We start from the raw sequence: 22,028 nt of genomic DNA on the forward strand, positions 1-22,028 counted from the left end.
AAAAAGATCCAATAATTTCGATTTTTATTGTACCACTTCAATGATAACTCTGGAGGGCATATGCAATTTCACGTAGCTTACAGTTCATATTTAAACCGAAAATATACCAAAATGAAGGCTCTTTATCATGCGATTCGTGATGCTATTCATGAAGGCAATCTAATATATGGTGAGAAGTTACCCTCGACCAGAGAGTTGGCTGCGACGTATCACATTTCCCGGGGAACCGTGAATCAAGTGTATGATACGTTGACTGCGCAAGGTTACATTCTTTCAGAGCATGGAAGAGGAACCTTTGTCGCGTATCAGTTGGATTTGAACAATGATGCATCCACCGAGAAAACGTGTACCCATCACTTATCAGCCTGGGGGAATCGTATTCAGCAGTTGGGACAACAGACGATTCAAAGAGATGCACATACCAATAGTTTCAGTATGGTGAGCGATGAAGTGATCGACTTTAGTAAATACCAACCTGATTTCTCCAAGTTTCCTTATGATGAATGGAATAATCGATTGTATGCAGAGATAAGGCATCGTGAGCATCACCTGGAAACAACCTCTGCTATGGTGAGTTCAACAGGTGAGCCTAGATTGAGAGAAGCCATTGCTGCCTATCTTCGGAGAATGCGGGGAATTCAAGTCGATCCGGATCATATCGCCGTGACTGCAGGTTCCATGCAAGCCATAGCTCTACTCACTCAGTTACTTGCAGATCCAGGGGATTATGTAGTAACTGAGAGTCCTTGTTATGTCGGGATATCTCAAGCTATTTGGGCTGCGGGTGCAAAGTTGATAGAAGCCAATCTTGATGGCCAGGGAGTTGTACCTCAAGACTGGGAAGCTCGCATGTTGTTTGTCACGCCGTCACGACAATTTCCTACCGGCGAGATGCTCAGCCTTGAGCGCAGACAAACCTTGCTGGACTGGGCACATCGGCATGATGCCATGATTGTCGAAGATGATTATGATAGTGAATTCCGATATCGCGGAATGCATGTTGAACCGCTAAAAACACTTGATAAAGCAGGTCGTGTTATCTACCTTGGCAGCTTCACAAAAACCTTGCCTTTAGAAGTACGACTTGGCTATGTGGTTCTTCCCCCTGCCTTGGCGGATACCTTTAGAAAGGCGCAGGCATTATACGAGCCACGACCCGTCAACCTGATCGAACAACGAGCATTAGCAGCATTTATGACAAGCGGTCAATATGAGCGGCATCTGCGCAGGATGAATCGTCTGTACAGTCGTAAATTCCATCTCTTACTCAAACTGTTGAATCAGCAGCTCTCGACATGGTTTGATTGGGTAGAGAATGAAGCAGGTCTGCACGTGTTTGGCTGGTGGCGAGATAATGTGACCACTTATGAGGCCTTTCGGGCATCGGCTAGATTACAAGGTGTGGTATACTCAGAAGTCAACAGTTCAACGTCTGATGGTACGAAGTATGGGATCTATTTATCTTTTGCACATTTGTCAGATGAACAATTACAGGAAGGCGTATCCAGATTAAAAAATGCCGTGAACACTCCATTGTGAAGTAAATCGTTTCCAAAGTGCAGTACAAGAAGATCATCATTCGGAAGGAGGGGATCGTTATGAATTGGTTGAATGAACTCTATAAAAAAAATCAACGGGAACCGCAAAAGGAAATCGAACGTTCTATGGTTAACGCGATCTTCCGAATATATGACCGGTTCCCCCGATTCGGTCTTAGAGAGCGGATTGGACAGCAAGAAATGTCACTCGATATCGCCGATGCTTATATCCATGGACATCATGCCATGATTGAAGCTGGTGTTGGAATCGGCAAATCTTTTGCGTACTTGATACCAAGTCTGCTCACGAATCAAATGTCTCAGAAACCTGTCATTATAGCTACATCCTCCATTCAGCTTTCGGAACAGATACATAAAGATTTAAGGATCATTGGCAGTCGGTTGGGATTCTCAACGGTTCGTTCCGTTGTGGGGAAAGGCATGGGTCAGTACGCTTGCCGAAGCAGGGCTGCGGAATTAATCAGGTCTGATGATCCCAACCCCTCCGGGTCTCCTCTTGCCCAGCGCATATTAGATTATGAGATTGATGAGCGAGCTGATATTAAAGCTGGAGTTAGTGATGCCGAATGGTCCCACGTTTCCGTGAATGATTGCAAATTTGAACGTTGCCAGCACAAAAATGCATGTTTGTTTTATGATATGAGAGCAAAATTGAATGCAAAAGCTCATGAGATTGATTTTATTATCGTGAACCAAGACCTGCTCATCCGGGATTTGATGAAGAAAAAAGAAGGAACCAAGCGTATTATCTCGGAACAGCCTGCTCTGATCGTCATTGATGAAGCGCATAATCTGGAAGCAAAAGTTCGAGACGCCAGAACACTGGAGTTCACTTACCGAGGAATCTGCCGCGTTCTGGATACCACGGTGCAGCTGCTCACGAAGCAGTCCGGGGATAAAGGGCTCTTTTCACAATCCAATTTTATTAAAAAATGTGTCCGGCATATATTCAAACAGGTAAATGTGGATCTGCTCCACCACGCCAAGCAGGATAACGACCGAATCAAAGTGTCGGAGATCAAAGGAATACCGTTGAACCAAGCGTTGAGTGATTTGAAAGATTTCAGTCTACGCCTTTCCATTTTGACCTCACGCCATGAGCGGGAGATCGATGACGCTTTTGAAGCCATCAACGGACTTATTGCCCTCATTCATGTCTTGATAGAAAAAGAAGATAACTATCTCTTATGGGCAAGCAGTCCTTTCGGTGCAGCCACGATCAGCATCTGTCCCAAAGATATCAGCCAATTCCTGAAATACGCCTTATTTAATGACAAGGTGCCTGTCATCCTAACATCGGCAACGCTGTGCCAAGGCGGAGATACACTGGAGGAACAATATGCTTATCTGGCACATTCCCTCGGGTATACCGGGGAGTTCATGGATCGCAAATCCTCCCCTTTTGACTACACCAATCATGCCATGATGTACATCTCGAACAACGTTCCATATTATGACCATGACCAGCGCGAAAACTATGTTGAAGCAGCTTATAAGGAACTGGTTGAACTCTGTAATCTGACTCACGGTAGAACCATCGTCCTTTTCTCAGCAAAGGAGGACATGAAGTACATTCACCAAAAGTTGATTTCAAGGGGAAGTGAAAATACATGGGCAGTCCATGTTCAAAAAGAGGGATCTTCTCAAGATAGTGTCATCGCCGAATTCAGGAAAAGCAAAGGTGTACTCCTGGGTACAGGTGTATTCTGGGAAGGTGTGAATATCGAGGGCTCTGACCTGTCACAGATTATTATTTTCCGTCTGCCCTTCCCTGTTCCTTCCGACCCTGTGTATGAATATAAGGCATCTGTAACGAAGAATCCGTTCATGGAGGTGTTTGTACCGGATATGCTTCTTCGGTTAAGGCAAGGAACGGGTCGCTTGATTCGTAGTGAAACCGACCTTGGCATACTCAGCATACTTGACTCCCGTCTCAGCGCAGCGGCAAAAAAGAATTACCGGGAACAAGTGCTGGACACGTTGCCCTTCAAAAATATGACTGAATCTTTGGAGGTATTGGAGAAGTTTGTTCAGAAAAAAGGCATAGGACGTGCAGATTAGACGTAGTCACCCCAACTACATACAATGTTCAAATCATATGAAACAGCCCTTCTGGCAATCAAGCGGATGGGCCTAACTTAATGCTGGTAGCAAGATATATGCTACAATATATTCCATAGTTATGAATACCGAAGGAGGCATTACCATGGTTGAACGACCTAATACAGATGAATATGGAGCTTTTTATGAAGGTTATATCCGGCTTGTTCCTGAAGGGAACATCATCGAACGCTTGGAACTGCAAGCCAATATCGTACCAACGTTGCTCTCTTCATTAACAGAGGAGCAAGCCAATTATCGTTACGACGAAGGCAAATGGAGCGTGAAGGAGGTCATCGGCCATCTTCTGGATAACGAACGCATTATGAGCAGCCGATTGCTTCGAATCGCCAGAGGTGACAAAACGAATCATCCCGGTTACGATCAGGACGTGCTTATGCAGAGCCATCCCTTCGATGCGTATACACTGGCCGATTTGAGCGAAGAATATGCCGTTACACGCCGCTCAACCATTCTGATGCTCCGTCGCCTCACGCCGGAAGCTTGGCTCTGTAGAGGACTCGTCAGTGAGAATCCTGCTTCAACTCGATCGATAGCATATGTTATGGCTGGACATGAGCTCCACCATTTATCCGTACTTCGCGATCGTTATTCGTTAGATTTGAAATTATAAAATTTGTGCAAAAAGACTTTGAACCTACATTTTTCGTAGGATCAAAGTCTTTTCTCATCAGTCGTTTTATAGTTAAATTAGCGTTCAAAATGAATCAGATGTGCATACCGTTACCTCTCTTCTCTTCTTTTCTTTTAAAAACATCGTTTAATTTGTACCCGATCCAAATACCTTCACTTCCCATAACCTTGGGGTATACCAGTTGTTAGGGTTATTATGGAGCGTCGCATTTAACATATTAATCCGTACATACCTGGCGGCAGTGTTCGATATAGAATCTGAGGTGAAGCCATAAGATGTATTATTAGTTCGATCCAACGCCACGGTCCAGTTTACATTATCCGTGCTGGTTTCTATTTTATATTTGTAAAATCCTTCAGAGCCTTTTTGCATCCACCAGGAGATTTGTACATTACTCAATGGTTGAACGGAGCCAAGATCGACCTTCCACCAATGTGGCCAGGAACTGCCTGTGCCCACCCATTCGGTTTGATAGTTGCCGTCATTAGCATAACTTGCAGGGTTCGTTCCGGTAGCCGTTTGCGCTGTTGCCGGTTTACCTTGTGACAGGAGTTTTCCATTTTGGACTGGAACTAGCGTATCATCGCTTGTGTTGTACAGGACTTGATCAAAATAATCATAAAATGCATATCCATCGGAGAACCACACGGGAAGCAATCGTTCCTCTGTTGTTCCATTTTGTGTACCTGCCCAACCGAACATCCAGCGATACGCAACCATAACCACGTTGTCACCCGTGTTTGGCTTCACCCGCATAACGGAACCCGACTGCGCCGAGAAAGTTGATGTGTTGCCAATGGTCCGTAATTCAGACCAATCTCCGTCTATGCTTGCTGCGGAAGAATACAAAGGAATACTCGGATACCAACCTGCCGCTTGGGAAGAGAACAAATAATAAATGCCATCCTTTTTGATCATTTTAGGTAGTTCTCGGTGTTGATTTTCATATATAACAGATACTTGATGATCCACATCCAGCCAATCAGAGGTTAACTTATACAGAATCGTGTCCGAATTATTATTGGCGGTAGAGATCAGATAAGCTGAGTCATCGTCATCTTTGAAAATGGAGATATCTCTGGACTCATTTCCTTCCGGCCGAAAGCTTTTGTGAAATGTAAAGTCTTCTCCAGGCGTTGCTGAAGCCACAGATACTCTGGCAAGCGTGTAGTCTGTACTGTTTTCATAGTGAGCCCAAAAAACAAATTTATTCGTAGGCGCATGGTACAGGATGTTAATCCCTTCAAACTTGGAATTCGCCAGATCGGGGTGATCCGTGTAGGAAAGGACCACTTTGTCGTTACCGTATGTGATATCATCTGTTGACGTCTGTTGAATCATTTCACCAAAACCGCCTGATGACTTTTGTACAAAGTTAAACCTATAGTAGGTATCCCCCACTTTAAGTTCATTCGGGAGCATCAGTGTGGATTGCGTTGTGTTATCAAAAGTTGTGAGGTTATCTGGAAGACTGTAAGGGGTGTATTCTGGCGAGATCGCAGAGGTTAACAAGGAAGTCCCACCGTATGCCTTCACTTGGTATTTATACGTGTTACCCAAGTTGAGCTCGTAATCATCCGTCGTTATACCTGTTAAGGTCTGTATTAACGTATATGGCGCATTGTTCTCGGATCTGTACAACTCGTATGCAGTCGCCCCCGATACAGGTGCCCAATGGATTTTGGCATTGGATACGTCAGATTCATTTTTCAACACAAATAGTGTTGCAGCTATCTTGGTCTCTTCACCAGCCGCATGAACGGTTTGTGCTGAGGACGTTAAATAAACAGTTAACAGCATCAATGCAATGACAATAGCCATCCACGATTTACCTTTGATCATGTCTCATCATCTCCTTTTTTAGGAAACCAACCTCCCTGTTGTCGGAAGGCTGGTTCAGGTGAAAATTGACTTTATTTCAAATTCATCAGTGTCATAACATCCGTCTCGCTGGCTTGGTTGTACCATTCGTTAACTTCTTCGATAACCGTGTCTCCGCCTTTTTCGTGCCACTGTGTGACAAAGGTATCAAATGCCTCAAGCGGCTCATTGCCATATATAATTTTGGTGAAAGTTTCTTGTTCCATGGTGGTCAACTGTTCCCATACATTTTGCATCGTTGGTGTTGGTGGACCATTAAACGCATTGGGCAGCAAAACATCCTTGTTTTCATATGAAATCCGGTATCCGTCCTGGGTCGTTTGGTCCTTTGAAGCGCTTTGAATGAGGACGCCCGTGTCAGCTTTAACACCATTCGCCAGATCATAGTACGATTGGCCGGGACCATCAACACTCGGTGTGTTTTTGGTGAATGCCATCTTCCCAACGCCTTGTATAGCCTCTAATGGCTTATTAAATTTCGTTGGATCAAAAGTCACTTCGTCGTTGACGATATCGTAATCGTATCCCTGAGCGTAGCCGTATTTGAAATCTCCCGTGCTGAACGCTGCGTCGTACATTTTATCGTAGTATAGGAAGAAGGCTTCCATGTTCTGAAAGTCCTTATTAAACATGAACACACCATCGTTCAATTGGGCGGACTGATAGGTCTTATCACCGTTCACGCCTTGAATGGTCGGATAAGCACTAATTTTTGCACCCTCTACGTTCTTCTCTACGTCCTTCACACTGTCGTAAAGCCAAGGACGACCAATGATAATGCCAGCTTTCCCCTCCGTAAAATCGGACAGTGCGTCCCAAGCCCCTTGGGTGGCCAATTCTTTGTTCAAGTACCCTTTTGCATACCAATCGCGTAACTTGGAAAGTGCCTCTTTGTTGCCAGGAGCCACAGATCCATAGGTGAGTTTGCCATTGTCGTTATGCCATTGCCTTGGAAGATGTTTACCCGTGTATGCGCTGAAAATCATGACCGGATCGCTGACCCAGCCCGTGTTGTAGGAATCTTTACCCGAGAATGTAAAGCCGTATGTGTCTTTCTTGCCGTTCCCATCCGGGTCCTCATTGCTGAACGCAGCGATGACTTGCTCAAACTCCTCAATCGTTGTTGGCGCTTTCAAATTCAATTGGTCCAACCAGTCCTGGCGGATCAACATGACTTCGCCTTCCGTCAGATTGGGCGCGATGGCCATCCCGTACACCTTGCCATCCCTAACCACTGGATTGAAAGTGGTCGGGTATTGTTTGTATATTTCTTTAAGGCGGTCAGGCATGTAAGCGGAGATGTCTTCCGTAATCTCCTTGACCTGCCCCGACTCGATCAGATCATTAACCAGCATGGTATCATAGACGGGGAGAACGTCTGGCAGTTTTTCCGAACCCGTCAACGCCAGCCGCAGCTTGGTATTATACTGGGAGGCATCTCCGCCCAGCAGGGTGGTTTGGATCTTGATGCCCAGATTTTGTTCACCCCAACGGGTCAAGACATTGTCATTCAAGGTCTCCCCATTGATATACTTTCCCGCATTTTCATCCTGCTGTTTGGCGATGGTGATCGTCATTGGCGGATCATATTTTCCGTCTTTGAGTACCGATGCCGATGCGGTCTCGGAAGCACTCTCCCCTTTGCTACAGCCAGCCACAAGCATGGCCGACAGTATGACCAGACTTACCGTTTTCCACAAATCATTTCTTTTCTTCATGAATTCATGTCCCCTTTACTCTAACTATTCTTTGACGGCTCCCAGTACGATTCCCTTCACGAAATAACGCTGCAAAAATGGATAAACCAAAATGATCGGTAGCGTGCTGACAAAAATTTGAGCTGCCTTGATACTTTGCTCCGACATCGCTGCCACCTCGGACTGGCTCATCGCCATGTTCTGCATGTTACTCTGCACAACAACGGTTTGTAGGAACGAAGCCAGCGGATACTTGCTTGCATCCGACATATACAAAATTCCGTCAAACCAGGAGTTCCAGTGCCCCACCATAATGAACAGGGATACGGTCGCTATGCCAGGCAGAGATAATGGTAAATATATTTTGCTGAGGATGACGAAGAAGGACGCTCCATCAATGAAAGCTGCTTCTTCCAAGGCTTTTGGAATCGTTTTGAAAAAATTGACGAGAAGAATCAGGTTATAAGCACCGAAAGCACCCGGCAGCACAAGAGCCCATATCGTGTCTTTTAATCCAAGGGCTGTGATCAATATGTAAGAAGGTATCAAGCCCCCCGAGAAGAGCATGGTGAAGATAAAAAACCACATGAGCACGTTGCGTCCCCGGAATTCTTTGGACAGGGCATATCCGGCACAGATTAGGATAAACATGCTGATGGTTGTACCCAACACGGTTCGAGTAATGGATGTCAGCATGGCACCGTTAAAATTGGAATTGTTGAACGTTTTGACATAGGCGTCCACGTTGAATCCGACCGGCCAAAATGACACCATATTCCCGCTAATGGCCGCTTTGCTGCTGAGCGATTGTGCCAATAGATGAAGCAGTGGCAGAAAACACGCCAGACCAGCCAGTATCATAAACGCGTAATTAAAATATGAGAATACTCTATAGCCTGTCGTCTTATGGTACATGATCCCTCTCCCTCCTTGTTAGAATATTTTGTAATTGGCATATTTATAGGCCAGCCTGTAGGAGACAACGATCAAAATCAAGCTGATTCCCGATTTGAACAGTCCAACAGCGGTCCCGAACCCGTATTGCCCGTTTAACAAGGATGAACGGTAGACATAGGTGTCAATGATATCTCCTGTACTGTAGACAAGCGGGTTGTACAGATTGAATACTTGATCAAAGCCTGCGTCCAGAATATTGCCTAGACTCAGGGTAGAAATGACGATAATCATGGGCAACATGCTTGGCAAAGTGACGTATCGAATTTGCTGTCGGCGTGTGGCCCCGTCGATCTCAGCCGCTTCGTAATAGGAAGGATTGATCCCGGCAATGGTAGCCAGATAAACAATCATGCCGAAGCCAAAGCTCTTCCACACGTCGCTGATGACAACCGTGAATCGAAACAAATCAGGATCACCCAAGAAATAAATGGGATCGGTTCCGAAAATCCGGGTCAAGATGTGATTGATGCCTCCGTCTAATCCGAGAATGTCGATCATTAATCCTGCCACAGTAACCCAAGACAAGAAATGCGGCAGATACACTAGTGTCTGCACACTTTTCTTAATGCCCATATTTCGGATCTCACTCAGCAAAATAGCCATGACGATTGGAACGATAATGCCGACGATAATTTTGGAAACGGCGATAATCAGCGTATTCACAATTGCTTGTGTGGCTTCTTTGTACTGGAAAATTCGTTCAAAATTATCTAACCCGATCCATCGTGAACCTGTGATGCCAAGCCATGGTTTGTAGTCCTGAAATGCCATGAGCAATCCTACCATCGGGCCATAGGAAAAGATGCAGACAAACACAAAAGCGGGAATACACAGTACGTACAAAGGCCAGCTTTTCTTAAGTTCCTTTTTCAATGAAGATCGCTGGGGAATCTTTGTTTTTGTTTTTTTCGGGGATCTGGCGGGCACAGTTTCGTTAATGTTGCATACCTCCTCTATGATGGCTCTTCAAAAGCGATCCTTGAAGATAAGCTTAACAAAAGCGCTTTCATTCCAAAATGCCAAAATTTCAAGATCATCACCCCAACCTGAAGCAATTTAAAACCGCTTTCATGTATTGCCTATGCTGCCCTTCCGCTTTTCGAAGGTTTGCCTTATATTAAGGATAATCCGATCTGGAGTTTGAACTTCTACGTTTGGCGTTATGAAAGGAACCACATATGATCAGAAAAATGTATATGAAACGATTCATTTATTTTTTTGTTTTTTTTCTGTTGTTAACGTTGAGTTTGTTTTTCGTAATGAATCAATTGAGTTCCAAGACACTGGAAGAAAATCTGATCGGCGCTTCCAAAAACCAGCTTGATTATGTGAAAGGCATTCTTGATGGAGTGATGTACGAGGCAAATATGTATGGGGTTCAGTATGCAGCTGACAGTGATGTCCGGTTTTATCAGAGGCATGTGATCGAGCTGAGCAATTACGATTCGCAAATGAAGAAAAACGATATCGTTGATCGCTTGCGGCAAACGCTTCTATCCAGTCGCTCCATCGAGTCCATCGGCATCTACTGGAAATCTGAAGAAACGTTTCTGTCCACGAACAATACGCCAGAGGCGCGAATACCTTTCAAGGATGTTCATGGGCGGGGTTGGCAAATTGTCGGCAATAGCTTGTATTACTTTGCCCTCTATCCTTACATCCAAAAATCCGGACAAAATGAACCGACTCAGTACGTTGTTGGGGTAAAGCTGAATACCGATTATTTGAAAAATCTGCTTAAAAAGGCTGTAAACAATGACAGCTCAAACGCTCTATTTCTGTTTAACACTGATCAGTTATGGAGTGAAAAAGAAGTCGATAACGAACTCTTGAAAACGGTTACCGATATGGTTTCTCCACAGCCGGAGGTCACTTTAAAATATGATTATCACACCAATTCGGACGATTACTATGTTCTTTCCCGATATATTGAATCCATCGATGCCTATCTGATTACATATACACAGACGAATGATTTCCTGCAGCCGCTTGACCGCAATCGCAAGGTTTTTTTTGGCAGTATTTTAGCCGTTTTTACGCTTGGGCTGGTTGTGATCTTTACGTTTTACCGGAACTATTACCGAAATATCCGTTTGTTGGAGCGAAAGTTTTCTCAGGTTGAACAAGGCAATCACAACACGCGTATTACCGAAAATACGGATAGAGAATTCTACAGCCTGTTTAAAAGTTTTAATCATATGGTTACCGAGATCCAGGATCTGTTCGTATCCTTGAAGACCGAAACGGAGCTCAGGCGAAGTGCGGAACTTCAACAACTCCAGGCTCAGATCAACCCTCATTTTTTGTACAACAGTTTGTTTTTCATCATGTCGGTGGCCCAGTTTTCACCTGATTCGGTCATGCGCATGAGTAAACATCTAGCTGAATATTATCGTTATTTAACCAGATTGGATCAGCATGAGGTCACGCTGGAAAGCGAGCTTCAGTTTGCAGAACATTTCCTGATTATTATGGCGCTCAGCAAAAAAATGGAGTACAGCATTGATCTTCCGCCGGAGCTGGCCTCCCTTTCTCTCACACCGCTGATCATCCAGCCCGTAGTTGAAAATGCGATTCAACATGGGATTGAAGGACAACAAGGTGCCCATCGAGTAACTATTGATGTAAAACAGACGGAGGATGCGATAACGATCAAGGTCTCTGATGACGGGAAGGGTCTTTCACTGGACGATATCCGCAACCTGGAGACTCGGCTTGAGAGCGATTCCCCTCCTGAAGGAATCAAAGGTGTAGGGCTCTGGAATGTAAATCGACGTCTGAAAAATACGTACGGCGAACGTAGCGGTTTACATTTTACTACCAATGATTGGGGCGGATTGTCCGTCCTGCTGCTCATCCGTATTCCCGAGATGAAAGGAGATAGCTGATATGCGTTTATTAATTGTGGATGACGGACATTATGTCGTGGAGTACATGAAGCATTTGCTCGATTGGAACACTTTCGGTATTGACCAGATCGAGACGTTGACCAATTCGATTGAAGCAAGGGACATGCTGACTCAAAATCACATCGACATTCTGATTACTGACATCCGAATGCCCGAAGTCTCTGGTATCGATCTGCTTCAACATATCCACCAACATGGCTTGTCAACCAAAGTTATCATCCTCTCCGGTTACTCCGAGTTCGAATATGCGCAACAGGGAATTCGTCTGGGTGCACTCGACTACCTGCTCAAACCTGTCGATAAAGATGACGTGGAGAAAGCCATGTCCAAAGCCATTAACAATATTGCAAAGACAAGGCCCGCCCAATCTATCGTATGGGAAAACTTCGATGGATTGGCGTTTCTGCTCTCGCTGCTGGGTCATAACGCGACATTAAGTAAGGAGTATGAGGCTTATACTACATTTCTAGGGGGACGCCATTTTTGCTGTCTCAAACTGGAGGGTTTCACACAAGAACAGGAGAGTGTTATAAAATATGCTGTCGGAGACAAATTGGATCGTCTCGTATGGGCTACCGGAACCCGACTGACTGCTTTTATTCCGGAAGAAGCTGCTGGAGAACTGACTATCAAACTGGAGCAATCGGTCGTGTCTCCTCCATTTTTGTTAACTGATCGAAACATGACCCGACAGATATTCTACAGGTTCTTCCTTAATGAAGATGTACACTCAGAAGACTTCATAGCCATATTCAACCATTCTCCATCATGCGGTGATGGGGAGTCAGCCGGACTCATTATTAAAAAATATGATCATATCCGTTCCCGAAAGCAAAAAGTAATCTTTCTCATGGAGATCATTCGATATGTGTATCTGACGGATAAGGATCGTGATACCACCGAGATCGTGGATTGGATATTCAACCAGTTACAGTATCCTGATGAACTATCGTCAACTCTCATGGAACGGGTCAGTCGGATCACAAACAACAAACAGATGTCCATTCAAACCATCATCGATAAAGTACAAACGTATATCGAAGAGCACCTGTCACATGGCCTTAGCCTGGATGAACTGGGCAAAGTTGCACATCTGCATCCAGTCTACTTTTCCAAACTGTTTAAACAAGAGACGGGCGAAAATGTGTCAAACTACATTTCCAGGAAGAGACTGGAGAAAGCTTCTCAATTGCTTCAAGATTCGGAACTCCGGGTCCACGATATCGCGCAAATGGTCGGTTACAAAAAAAATCAATATTTTATCCAACTGTTCAAAGTGGAATACGGAGTTACGCCTTATCAATACCGAAGAAATATGATCCATCAATGACTTCGTATGTATAGGTTATTTGAATGATATGTGTAAAGCAGTACGGAAAAAGCCCAACATCCTACTCTTGTGATTACAGAGTGAGTTGGGCCTATTTAGTGCCGTTTAACCTTGAGTTAGGTCGATCATCTTATCGAAGCAATATGAATCTCTGTCATAGCCGTTATGTTCATAAAAAGCATGGGCATCGGTTCGCTTAACTCCGCTACATAATAAAATACTTGCTATTCCCCGTTCTTTGGCATAATTTTCAGCCTGTCTTAGTAATTTTGTTCCGATTCCCCTGTGTTGAACATTCCTTTTAACCGCAAGACCTTGAATATGTAGATAACCAATTGGAACGCCAACAGATAATGCTTGAACAATAGTTACAAATCCGACCACTTCATTTTCTATTAATGCGACAAATGTTTTATAATTCCCTTCTCTATTCATCTCTTCCATAGTCTCTCGAAAGTTTGCAATATTAACATTGCACATTCCAAGCACATCGTTCCATAAAAAAACAACCTCAGCATAATCATCTGATATTATTTCTCGTATTTTAATATCCATATCTAACCCCCTCAAGATAATATAATCAAACAATCTTCCCTTTCCCTCTAATGGCGCTGTCTGTAACGGCAAGTTTTAGGGCCATCCTTTGTGGGGATGACCCATACTATACGCTGAATTTATTCCGTTGTCTTCTTCGTTAATGCCTGCATTTCGCAAACATCAGTGCGTTATTTTTTCTTCACCGGTATCCAGATTTCTCCTGAAACATTTCCATGCCGTGCCATTCCATAATACATTTCGAAAGTAGGGCCCTCAACCTGTTCGTATTCAGATGTCGGAAACCACTCAGAATAGATTCGTACCCATAGTTTTTGCATATCACTTTGCGGCTCGGGGAAAACCGCCCACGTTAATGCTGGGACAGCAAGTTTTGTGAATCTCTCTGGAATCTCAAGTCCTTTAGGTGCATGATAACAGATCATGTATTTGAAAGATTCTTTCGTGTGATCATAGAGGGCGGCATGCAACATGGTATCACCAAAACGTCCCAGTAAGTCATTCATATGATCAACGCTGCCATCATCATCACATTTTATACGGAATTGAGGTACTTCAGCGAATGCTGTTTTCTGATCTGCATTGATAATCCCATATACTCCAAACATCTCAAACGAATCTCTTTGCTCAATACGGTAATTCATTTCGACATCCCCTTTGATTGAAATGTGAAAGGACATTCGAGGATAGGCTTTTAGAGAGTTGCCTGTATTGCGTGCAGATGTAGGCATAATACCATGAAGATTCTTAAAGGCTCGTGCAAACGCCTCCGGCGAATCATATCCATATTTCATAGCTACATCAATAACCTTTGATTCTGTTGTCTGCAGTTCGAATGCTGCCAATGTCAACCGTCGACGTCGAATATACTCCGATAACGATACGCCAGTAATAAATGGAAACATTCTCTGGAAATGATAGGTAGAGCAACAGGCTCTCTGTGCTATTTCATCAATTGAAATAATGTCCGCTAGATTTGATTCGATATATTCCATGGCACCATTCATCCTGTCCAACCAATCCATCGTAGTAGTCCCTCCCTTCAAGGTAAGCTTATGGGAAATACATAATGAATACCTTGCAATTTATGCACGAAAAAGTCACTCCGACAAAAGAGCAAATTTTCTAGGGATAAATCTTCAATTTATTTATTTGCCTCAATTGTAAATTTCCATTGGATATTTTCATTTTCCCAGTCACGATGCTCATCAAATTTTTTTATTTTGAAGCCAGGTGTAATTACGGAATTTATTATATCAATTAGGTTTTTTTGAAACCGCATACAATTATATGGAGTACTTATGAGATTAAGCCCTATCATATATAATCAATTCTACTCAATAACCCACAGAATTCCTTAAAATAAGAATATTCTCCTGAAGGAACGTACGATTTTTTTCAATGCCTCTATTTTTACACCAAACAACTGCGCTGAAAGCATCGTACAGATCGTAAAATGGCAGCACTCTTTCCAAATCCAACATAGGTCGAATTGATTCATAGCCTTTAATATACGGGATCTTAGTTTTCGGATTGACTTTCCAAATATATCGATTCACTTTTGTGAAATCTATTTCCGAGGAACCGCTACGAGCGCTCTCGAAATCAATAATACCAGCAACCTCGTTACCATTCACCAATATATTACCTGGTCTAAAATCCATGTGAACAATGCATGGTCCGTCAGGATGCGGTAAAGCAGAGAAAACACCATCAAAGTGATGAATACATCTCTCAACCAATTCAGAGTCGAGAATATCTTTACAGGGTTCTTTCCATTTCTCAAAGTTACTTTTGATATATAATCTCCAATTATTTTGGTCAAGTAACTTAAAACCATCAGTTCCATGGTAACCATACCCAGAAGTTTTAACCTCATGGAGCATAGCATGATACATGCCAATCTGATAAGAAAGACGCTCATCCATCTCTCCTGTAAAAGGCATACCTTGAAGTGCTGAAAGGAGCAACGCTCCAATAGCACTTTCATCCCCATACCAAATGTCCAATACCTTAGGAACAGGTATTACACCCTTTAATCGTTCGAGGATCTGAAATTCACGGTATAGTTTATCCTTATTAAATGGGATTTTCACAAATACATTTTCTCCACTGACAAGAGTAAGTTTGTATACATCAGAACTATATGACTCTGGAACATCTTCAATATGTAAGACCTTCAACTTTAGCTTTTCTATAACTTTCAGAATGGTATTCATATGTCGCCTCCTGTTTTGGAGAATACATGGCAGATTATTCTACGAGAAATATCTCCCTGAGTGCAAATCTTCTATTTCATAAGAAAGTCTTTTAGTATGTGGCTTCATATAACATTGAGCTTTTTGCAAAATATCTGTATGTCCACCTAAATCATACAAGATTGTAGTGGATAACACTTGTACAATATAAAGGATCGTTTGAGTTGCCATCCATTCAAAAAAATTAAAAAATTTCTCGATTTGTTCTTTGTCGTTATTTTCACGAAGCAATCCTTCTACATAAGTAGCCACTTCATCACCGAAAAACACATGACCTAAAAACTCTTGATTTAATTCCAAGTGCTCTATGTAAGAATAGTGAAATTCAGGAAACAATTTTAAGAATTGATTGATTAAAATGTCTCTGTCCATTCTCAAACCTCCTTTTTTACTCATACTTACTGTTCTTTTCGTTTGAAAAACATCTTGCCAGCCATAAGTCCCATAGCAGATGAAATGATCAGATATCCAAAGAACAAGAAAAGTAAATAAACACCATGAAGGTCTGCAGGAATCTGTTTTACACCTTCAAACCAAACCAAACGAAAAGGATAAAAAATGACTACCCAAATGATTAGCAAGAAGAGAAGAAAATTAATTATTTTTAGCACAATTACGATCCTTTCAAGTCTGAGTGGAAAAAGTTGAATGTACATGCTTCATTTTTCATTTCGCATTACCTCACCACTGCCCGCACTATAATAGTAAACATATGTATTGGAGTTGCTATGTTGAATCTATAAAACTACAAAATTATAACAGGAAAAATTAGGGGTATTTCTTATTTTTCTTCAGATCCTAAATATACGTTAAATCCTTCCATAATTTCAACATAAATTAATAAGCAAACGTAGATATTACGATATGCTATAACGTACAAGAAAACAAAAAAAGTCGCTAAATTTAGCGACTTTCAGTTTGCAGAAATTTATTGAGTAACAATAATTGGACCATTTTTAGTAAGAATAATCGTATGTTCGATTTGAGCTACATAGCTATTTTTGGTAGCAAAGGTCCAGCCGTCTCCGGTCTGGAATACTTCTTCTTCTGAAGTTGAGACAAATGGCTCAAATGCAATAACCATGCCTTCTTTTAACAATTCATCATCCGATGGATCATTATAATTGTAGATGTGGTCAGGTGCTTCGTGTATCGCACGTCCAACACCATGCCCCGTAAGGTTTTTAATAACGGTTAATCCATGCTGTCTGGCAGTTTGGAATACGGCTTTTCCAATTCCACTTTTTTTGGAACCCGGTTTTGCTTTCTTAAGTCCTGCTTCGAATGCCAGTTTAACAACGTCGCATATTTTCGTTAATACTTCTTCACCTTCGCCTACGACAATTGATATTCCCGTATCAGCAAAATAACCGTTTTTGGAGCCGGACACATCAATATTCACGATGTCCCCTTCTTGAATAACCCGCTCTCCCGGAATACCATGTGCCACTTCTTCATTAACACTAATACAAGTAAACCCCGGGAAATTATATTCACTTTTTGGAGCAGAAACTGCACCAGCTTTCTCAAACAGTGCCCCGGCCAGATCATCAAGTTCTTTAGTTGTTATACCTGGAACTGTTTTTTGTACCAATTCATCACGAATAGCACCAACAATTTTTCCGATCTCTTTCAAACCATTAAAGTCTTCTTCTGTTCTTGCGATCATTTTTTCTACCTCACTATCTTAATCATCAATTAATTAATCATATCCAAAGCAGCATAGCTTCGCAACTTTTTTATCTACATGTGGCTGTAACGGTTAGCAGCGTCCAAATGTCATGAGTCATGATTGTCACATAAATTCAGTTTTATAAAAGTGACTAGTCGGTGGAGTTCATCAAAACAGAAAAAAAACGAAGGTCAATGCCTTCGTTTTTTCTATTATGCTTATTTGGAAAGTAACTGCGAAAAAAGCCTCCAGTTTTCCTACGTCCTCTTTAAAAATGGAGCCATATTCTCATCTCACCAGCCTGGCGATTCCCCCACAAATAATAGGGAATGGCCTTAAAACCTACAGCCTTTCTCTGATTAATATAAGAACGGTACGGCATCCCGTCTAACCATAAATTGCTGTCATCAGTCACTAGACCATCGCCTTCTATGATGACACAACCACCTAGTAGATCTGGATCTGCATACTCCGTTAATTGTGGCTCCGCAGCCAACGCGATTGTAGTGAGCGGGGCTCCATTGTCTGCTTCTTCGATGCAATACACGAGCGGGCCGCGTTGAATGGCTACTTTGCCAGCATCTGACCAACTTCTCTTTATTTTTGCGTACCCATTCTCAATATGAAAATCTTGCCTTTCTCCATTCACTTTCAACACGGAGTGAAGCCTGTGAGGACATCCGCAACAACAATCAGTGCCTCTGAAGTAATAATTGTAGTTATTAACTCCATCCTTGGTGCAGGAATACTAACGCTTCCTCGTACGATTGGCAAGGTGGTAAAAACACCAGATGTATGGATCTCCATCATTCTGGCTGGTTTGATCGTAACGACAATCAGCCTTCTTCTTGTAACGTTATGTCGCAGATTCCCCGGTAAAACGGTGTTCGACTTTATTCCTGAAATCACGGGAAAATGGATTTCTTATCTGTTAGGAATTCTAATTATCGTATATTTTACTGTTCTATGTTCATTCGAAGTCAGAGTCATGGCTGAAATTACAAGTATGTACATTCTTGAGCGTACCCCTAGTTGGGTCACCATTATGGTTAGTTTGTGGATTGGTATTTACATGCTAACGGGTGGTCTTATGGTCATCATTCGTGTCTTTTCAATCGTTCTGCCCGTAACGCTGGCATTGCTCGCACTGGTATTCCTTTTGAGTACGAAAATGTGTGATATCAATAAACTCAGACCCATGCTGGGTGAAGGGAGTATGCCTATATTGAAGGGACTTAAGCCATCTTGTCTCTCCTATTCCGGATATGAAGTTTTGCTCATCGTCACAGCTTATATGACAGACGTTGAAGGCAAGTAATAAGACTGCTATTTTCAGCATACTTATATGTACGATTATATATATGGTAACAATTGTTACAGTCGTGGGAATTTATCTTTGTCGGGTGTTGAGACACGGATGTGGCCAACGTTTGATATGGTTCGGAGTTTAGGAGATTTGTTTCGTCTCAAAATATTACCCGAATACAATTTGCGATGTTACCCGTGCTCTATTTGATTGCTTATTTACCCAAAAACCTGGAGGAAACGCTAGCTTTGGGTGATTTTCTTGGCAATATGTCCATTTTTTTATTTGGTTTGTTACCACTGCTGCTGATTCTTAGCTTTGTTCGTAAGAAAGGCGGGAAGCAAGCTACTAGTGGAAACCTTGAGGTAAGTTAAATGTTGGGTGTATAATGCATGGTGTAATCCGTACAAAAAAGAAAAAAGCCGCTAAAATAGCGACTTTCAAGGAAAGCGTGATTATTTATTGAAAGTAACTTTCTCTGAACTGCCTTCAAAAATGATTGAAGTGTCCCTCGGTTTCGACTCCGCAATTTTACGACCGCCTCTGAAGGAATACAGTACACCGGCTTGTTTGCGGACAGCCTCATATTCGTTCTCTGCTTCAAGTACGATAAAGTTAGCGGGTTTGCTTTCTTCAATACCGTATACATCTTCAATGTGTAACGTTCTTGCGCTGTTTTTGGTAATGAGGTCAATCGAATTCACGATCTGATCGTAACCAAGCAGCTGCGACGCATGAATCCCCATGTGCAGCACTTGCAACATGTTGCCCGTACCTAGCGGATACCACGGATCGAAAATGTCATCGTGACCAAAACATACATTCAGACCTGCTTCCTGCAATTCTTTAACACGTGTCAGACCTCTTCTCTTCGGATACGTGTCGAAACGTCCCTGCAGGTGAATGTTGACTAGCGGATTGGAGACAAAGTTCAAATCAGCCATCTTAAGCAGACGGAACAATTTGTACGTATAAGCATCATTATACGACCCCATTGCTGTTGTGTGACTAGCCGTTGTGCGTGAGCCTAGTCCACGTTCGTAAGCTTCCTTGGCAACGACTTCTACGAAACGAGATTGCTCGTCATCGATCTCATCGCAATGGATATCAATGAGCCGATCATATTTTTCAGCCAGATCAAACGCAACTTTCATGGAATCAACACCGTATTCTCGCGTGAATTCGAAGTGTGGAATACCACCGACCACGTCAACGCCCATTTTCAGTGACTCCTCTAACAATTCCGCACCGTTTGGATAAGAGTGAATGCCTTCCTGTGGGAAAGCAACAAGCTGAATGTCCATGTATGGGGACATTTCTTCTTTGACTTCAAGCATCGCTTTAACTGCGATCAAGCTTGGATCTGTAACGTCCACATGAGTCCTTACATGCTGGATGCCCTGTGCCAATTGCCACTTTAGCGCCGTTTTGGAACGTGTTTTGACATCCTCAAGCGTCAGGGATACCTTGCGCTCAGACCAGCGCTGGATGCCTTCGAACAGCGTTCCGCTTAGATTCCACTCCGGCTCGCCTGCTGTTAGCGTTGTATCGAGATGAATATGAGGTTCGATAAATGGTGGCAGTACAAGTGATCCGTTGACATCAAGGATCTCTTCATTGTAGGTCACTTCCAGTGATTGTGTGATTTGTTCGAACTTCCCGTCTTTCACAACAATACTCCATAATCCTTCTTTACCCCGCAATTTTGCGTTCTGTATAATCATTTATTTTCCCCATTTCTTTGGATTCATTGGCAGGAACAATCAACATCAAGATGATATAAGCTACTGCTGTACCAAGCAGTGCATTCAATGGTGTTACGCCAGGAGCCAGTTGAGCGAATGCCACGCCGATGGCCCAAGCGACAAGCGCTACCCAGTTTACATTTTTGAAAGACATATCCGCAAAAGGCTTATAGTTTCTACGTTTCACAATGAAGTAATCTGCAATAATAATAGCTCCGATGGATGGTATCGCCGCGCCAAGTACGTTCAGGAAACTGACGAAGTTGTTGTACATCCACATGGCGAATACGGTACCGACGATGCCATTAACAACGACGAAGAATTTCTTTGAAATTTTGGTGATGTTGGCAAAACCAAGACCTGAAGCGTACAGTGCATTATCGTTGGTCGTCCATATATTCAAGCCCAGAACGATGATCGCCGGGATGATCAATCCTTGCAGGAACATGACCTCCGAGATATCAGCCAGGTTATACGCCATTGCGCCAACTGCTCCGAACAGAAACATAAGCGAGTTGCCCAGGAAAAAAGCAATGACGGTTGCGGTAACTGCCTGTTTGGATGTCCGGGAGAACCGGGCAAAATCGGGTGTCAGTGTTCCGCCACTGATGAATGATCCGATACAGATCGTTAATGCGGCCGCAGCAGTAAGTGACTGTGTTGGCGTGTATTCAAGCAACCCTTGCAGACCTCCCAGCGAACCTGCACCTTCGAACATGGAGTATCCACCGAGAATGGCAATCGCAGGAACTGCGATATAACCGAGAATGACGAGTGACTTCATACCGAAGATGGCCGATGCCGTCATGGCAAGTCCAAATATGATGATCAACAGATACACGTTCCAGTCCATCGCTTTCGCGACTGGAATGGCGAACATGGCTACGCCGACTCCGAACCATCCGACCTGTGTGAAGCCTAGCAGAAACGAAGGCAGATACGACCCTTTTGCACCGAATGCATACTTAGCGAGCAAATGTGTGGACAAGCCTGTTTTGGCAGCGATATGGGCCAGTGCCCCTGTATAGATACCGAGCACCAGATTACCTGCAAGCACGATGCCAATGAACTCCATGAACGTCAAACTGACGCCCAACGTTCCTCCTGCCAGCATGCTTGCTGAGAAAAATGTAAAACCGAGCATGACCGATAACGTCTTCCAAAAATTGTTTCTTTGTCCTTTCGGCACCGCTTGCCATGAAAACTCTTGATCTTGTTTGCTCATCAGAATACCCCCAACATAAAGTGTATCTGATACCAAAAAAAGCAGAAAAAAGAGGCTACTCATCAGGTTTTACACTGACAAGTAGCCTCTTTTTGTATCATAACCCGCGCGAAGACACAGAGCATCCCATGACGGAATATGCCCTGATTCTCGCGTGATTATGAAATCCGCTGCCCTTG

Annotated in this window: 18 protein-coding genes; 6 read left to right on the top strand and 12 right to left on the bottom strand. The window is 43.1% G+C overall.

The window, feature by feature from the left end; translation table 11 throughout:
• Positions 1-60 precede the first annotated feature (60 nt).
• The 3 genes from MKY73_RS14885 to MKY73_RS14895 all read left to right on the top strand — a co-directional run bounded on the left by MKY73_RS14885 (position 61) and on the right by MKY73_RS14895 (position 4,293).
• Positions 61-1,539: a PLP-dependent aminotransferase family protein gene (locus MKY73_RS14885; RefSeq protein ID WP_339308450.1), complete on the top strand. Its 1,479-nt coding sequence runs from the start codon at positions 61-63 to the stop codon at positions 1,537-1,539.
• 59 nt (positions 1,540-1,598) lie between these two features.
• Complete coding sequence (locus MKY73_RS14890) at positions 1,599-3,620, top strand: ATP-dependent DNA helicase (RefSeq protein WP_339308451.1); 2,022 nt, start codon at positions 1,599-1,601, stop codon at positions 3,618-3,620.
• Between the two features lie 145 nt (positions 3,621-3,765).
• Positions 3,766-4,293, top strand: coding sequence for a DinB family protein (locus tag MKY73_RS14895; protein ID WP_339302391.1), 528 nt, complete (start codon positions 3,766-3,768; stop codon positions 4,291-4,293).
• A 147-nt stretch (positions 4,294-4,440) separates the two neighbouring features.
• Here the strand turns inward: MKY73_RS14895 and MKY73_RS14900 are convergent, their stop codons facing one another.
• The 4 genes from MKY73_RS14900 to MKY73_RS14915 form a co-directional block, all read right to left on the bottom strand.
• Positions 4,441-6,156, bottom strand: coding sequence for a discoidin domain-containing protein (locus MKY73_RS14900; protein ID WP_339302392.1), 1,716 nt, complete (start codon positions 6,154-6,156; stop codon positions 4,441-4,443).
• A gap of 71 nt (positions 6,157-6,227) precedes the next feature.
• Positions 6,228-7,913: a hypothetical protein gene (locus tag MKY73_RS14905; RefSeq protein WP_339302393.1), complete on the bottom strand. Its 1,686-nt coding sequence runs from the start codon at positions 7,911-7,913 to the stop codon at positions 6,228-6,230.
• Positions 7,914-7,937: 24 nt separating this feature from the next.
• The gene (locus tag MKY73_RS14910) at positions 7,938-8,807 is read right to left on the bottom strand and encodes a carbohydrate ABC transporter permease (RefSeq protein WP_215077778.1); all 870 of its coding nucleotides are present in this window, start codon (positions 8,805-8,807) and stop codon (positions 7,938-7,940) included.
• Positions 8,808-8,825: 18 nt separating this feature from the next.
• Positions 8,826-9,620 carry an ABC transporter permease subunit gene (locus tag MKY73_RS14915; RefSeq protein WP_339255194.1) on the bottom strand — a complete coding sequence of 265 codons (795 nt, stop codon included), beginning with the start codon at positions 9,618-9,620 and terminating at the stop codon, positions 8,826-8,828.
• A gap of 488 nt (positions 9,621-10,108) precedes the next feature.
• Here MKY73_RS14915 and MKY73_RS14920 point away from each other — a divergent pair, with 488 nt between their 5' ends.
• The gene (locus MKY73_RS14920) at positions 10,109-11,737 is read left to right on the top strand and encodes a histidine kinase (protein WP_339302395.1); all 1,629 of its coding nucleotides are present in this window, start codon (positions 10,109-10,111) and stop codon (positions 11,735-11,737) included.
• A 1-nt stretch (position 11,738) separates the two neighbouring features.
• Positions 11,739-13,088 (top strand): response regulator, encoded by a 1,350-nt coding sequence (locus MKY73_RS14925; RefSeq protein ID WP_339302396.1) that lies wholly within the window; start codon positions 11,739-11,741, stop codon positions 13,086-13,088.
• 105 nt (positions 13,089-13,193) lie between these two features.
• Here the strand turns inward: MKY73_RS14925 and MKY73_RS14930 are convergent, their stop codons facing one another.
• From MKY73_RS14930 to MKY73_RS14955, 6 genes are all read right to left on the bottom strand, one after another.
• Positions 13,194-13,643, bottom strand: a complete 450-nt coding sequence (locus tag MKY73_RS14930) for a GNAT family N-acetyltransferase (protein ID WP_339302398.1) — start codon at positions 13,641-13,643, stop codon at positions 13,194-13,196.
• Positions 13,644-13,813: 170 nt separating this feature from the next.
• On the bottom strand, positions 13,814-14,668 hold the full coding sequence (locus MKY73_RS14935) for an AraC family transcriptional regulator (protein WP_339302399.1): 855 nt from the start codon (positions 14,666-14,668) through the stop codon (positions 13,814-13,816).
• Positions 14,669-14,980: 312 nt separating this feature from the next.
• Positions 14,981-15,862, bottom strand: coding sequence for an aminoglycoside phosphotransferase family protein (locus MKY73_RS14940; RefSeq protein ID WP_339302400.1), 882 nt, complete (start codon positions 15,860-15,862; stop codon positions 14,981-14,983).
• A gap of 39 nt (positions 15,863-15,901) precedes the next feature.
• Positions 15,902-16,273, bottom strand: a complete 372-nt coding sequence (locus tag MKY73_RS14945; RefSeq protein ID WP_339302401.1) for a hypothetical protein — start codon at positions 16,271-16,273, stop codon at positions 15,902-15,904.
• Positions 16,274-16,829: 556 nt separating this feature from the next.
• Positions 16,830-17,570, bottom strand: a complete 741-nt coding sequence (gene map / locus MKY73_RS14950) for a type I methionyl aminopeptidase (protein ID WP_339302402.1) — start codon at positions 17,568-17,570, stop codon at positions 16,830-16,832.
• A 271-nt stretch (positions 17,571-17,841) separates the two neighbouring features.
• Positions 17,842-18,231, bottom strand: a complete 390-nt coding sequence (locus MKY73_RS14955; RefSeq protein ID WP_339302403.1) for a hypothetical protein — start codon at positions 18,229-18,231, stop codon at positions 17,842-17,844.
• 12 nt (positions 18,232-18,243) lie between these two features.
• On the opposite strand from MKY73_RS14955, the gene MKY73_RS14960 reads away from it, so the two are divergent.
• Positions 18,244-18,891 (top strand): GerAB/ArcD/ProY family transporter, encoded by a 648-nt coding sequence (locus MKY73_RS14960; protein ID WP_339302404.1) that lies wholly within the window; start codon positions 18,244-18,246, stop codon positions 18,889-18,891.
• Between the two features lie 443 nt (positions 18,892-19,334).
• Here MKY73_RS14960 and MKY73_RS14965 read toward each other — a convergent pair whose 3' ends face one another.
• The gene (locus tag MKY73_RS14965; RefSeq protein ID WP_339302405.1) at positions 19,335-20,603 is read right to left on the bottom strand and encodes a cytosine deaminase; all 1,269 of its coding nucleotides are present in this window, start codon (positions 20,601-20,603) and stop codon (positions 19,335-19,337) included.
• Positions 20,572-21,849 (bottom strand): cytosine permease, encoded by a 1,278-nt coding sequence (gene codB / locus MKY73_RS14970; RefSeq protein WP_339302406.1) that lies wholly within the window; start codon positions 21,847-21,849, stop codon positions 20,572-20,574. The genes MKY73_RS14965 and codB overlap by 32 nt, the downstream gene beginning before the upstream one ends.
• Between the last annotated feature and the right edge of the window lie 179 nt (positions 21,850-22,028).

Source organism: Paenibacillus sp. FSL R5-0519, assembly GCF_037974275.1.
GTDB lineage: Bacteria > Bacillota > Bacilli > Paenibacillales > Paenibacillaceae > Paenibacillus.

Coding starts and splice junctions, on each gene's coding strand:
- MKY73_RS14885 (WP_339308450.1), top strand. CDS start 61: ATGCAATTTCACGTAGCTTACAGTTCATATTTAAACCGAAAATATACC.
- MKY73_RS14890 (WP_339308451.1), top strand. CDS start 1,599: ATGAATTGGTTGAATGAACTCTATAAAAAAAATCAACGGGAACCGCAA.
- MKY73_RS14895 (WP_339302391.1), top strand. CDS start 3,766: ATGGTTGAACGACCTAATACAGATGAATATGGAGCTTTTTATGAAGGT.
- MKY73_RS14900 (WP_339302392.1), bottom strand. CDS start 6,156: ATGATCAAAGGTAAATCGTGGATGGCTATTGTCATTGCATTGATGCTG.
- MKY73_RS14905 (WP_339302393.1), bottom strand. CDS start 7,913: ATGAAGAAAAGAAATGATTTGTGGAAAACGGTAAGTCTGGTCATACTG.
- MKY73_RS14910 (WP_215077778.1), bottom strand. CDS start 8,807: ATGTACCATAAGACGACAGGCTATAGAGTATTCTCATATTTTAATTAC.
- MKY73_RS14915 (WP_339255194.1), bottom strand. CDS start 9,620: ATGGCATTTCAGGACTACAAACCATGGCTTGGCATCACAGGTTCACGA.
- MKY73_RS14920 (WP_339302395.1), top strand. CDS start 10,109: ATGAATCAATTGAGTTCCAAGACACTGGAAGAAAATCTGATCGGCGCT.
- MKY73_RS14925 (WP_339302396.1), top strand. CDS start 11,739: ATGCGTTTATTAATTGTGGATGACGGACATTATGTCGTGGAGTACATG.
- MKY73_RS14930 (WP_339302398.1), bottom strand. CDS start 13,643: ATGGATATTAAAATACGAGAAATAATATCAGATGATTATGCTGAGGTT.
- MKY73_RS14935 (WP_339302399.1), bottom strand. CDS start 14,668: ATGGATTGGTTGGACAGGATGAATGGTGCCATGGAATATATCGAATCA.
- MKY73_RS14940 (WP_339302400.1), bottom strand. CDS start 15,862: ATGAATACCATTCTGAAAGTTATAGAAAAGCTAAAGTTGAAGGTCTTA.
- MKY73_RS14945 (WP_339302401.1), bottom strand. CDS start 16,273: ATGGACAGAGACATTTTAATCAATCAATTCTTAAAATTGTTTCCTGAA.
- map (WP_339302402.1), bottom strand. CDS start 17,570: ATGATCGCAAGAACAGAAGAAGACTTTAATGGTTTGAAAGAGATCGGA.
- MKY73_RS14965 (WP_339302405.1), bottom strand. CDS start 20,603: ATGATTATACAGAACGCAAAATTGCGGGGTAAAGAAGGATTATGGAGT.
- codB (WP_339302406.1), bottom strand. CDS start 21,849: ATGAGCAAACAAGATCAAGAGTTTTCATGGCAAGCGGTGCCGAAAGGA.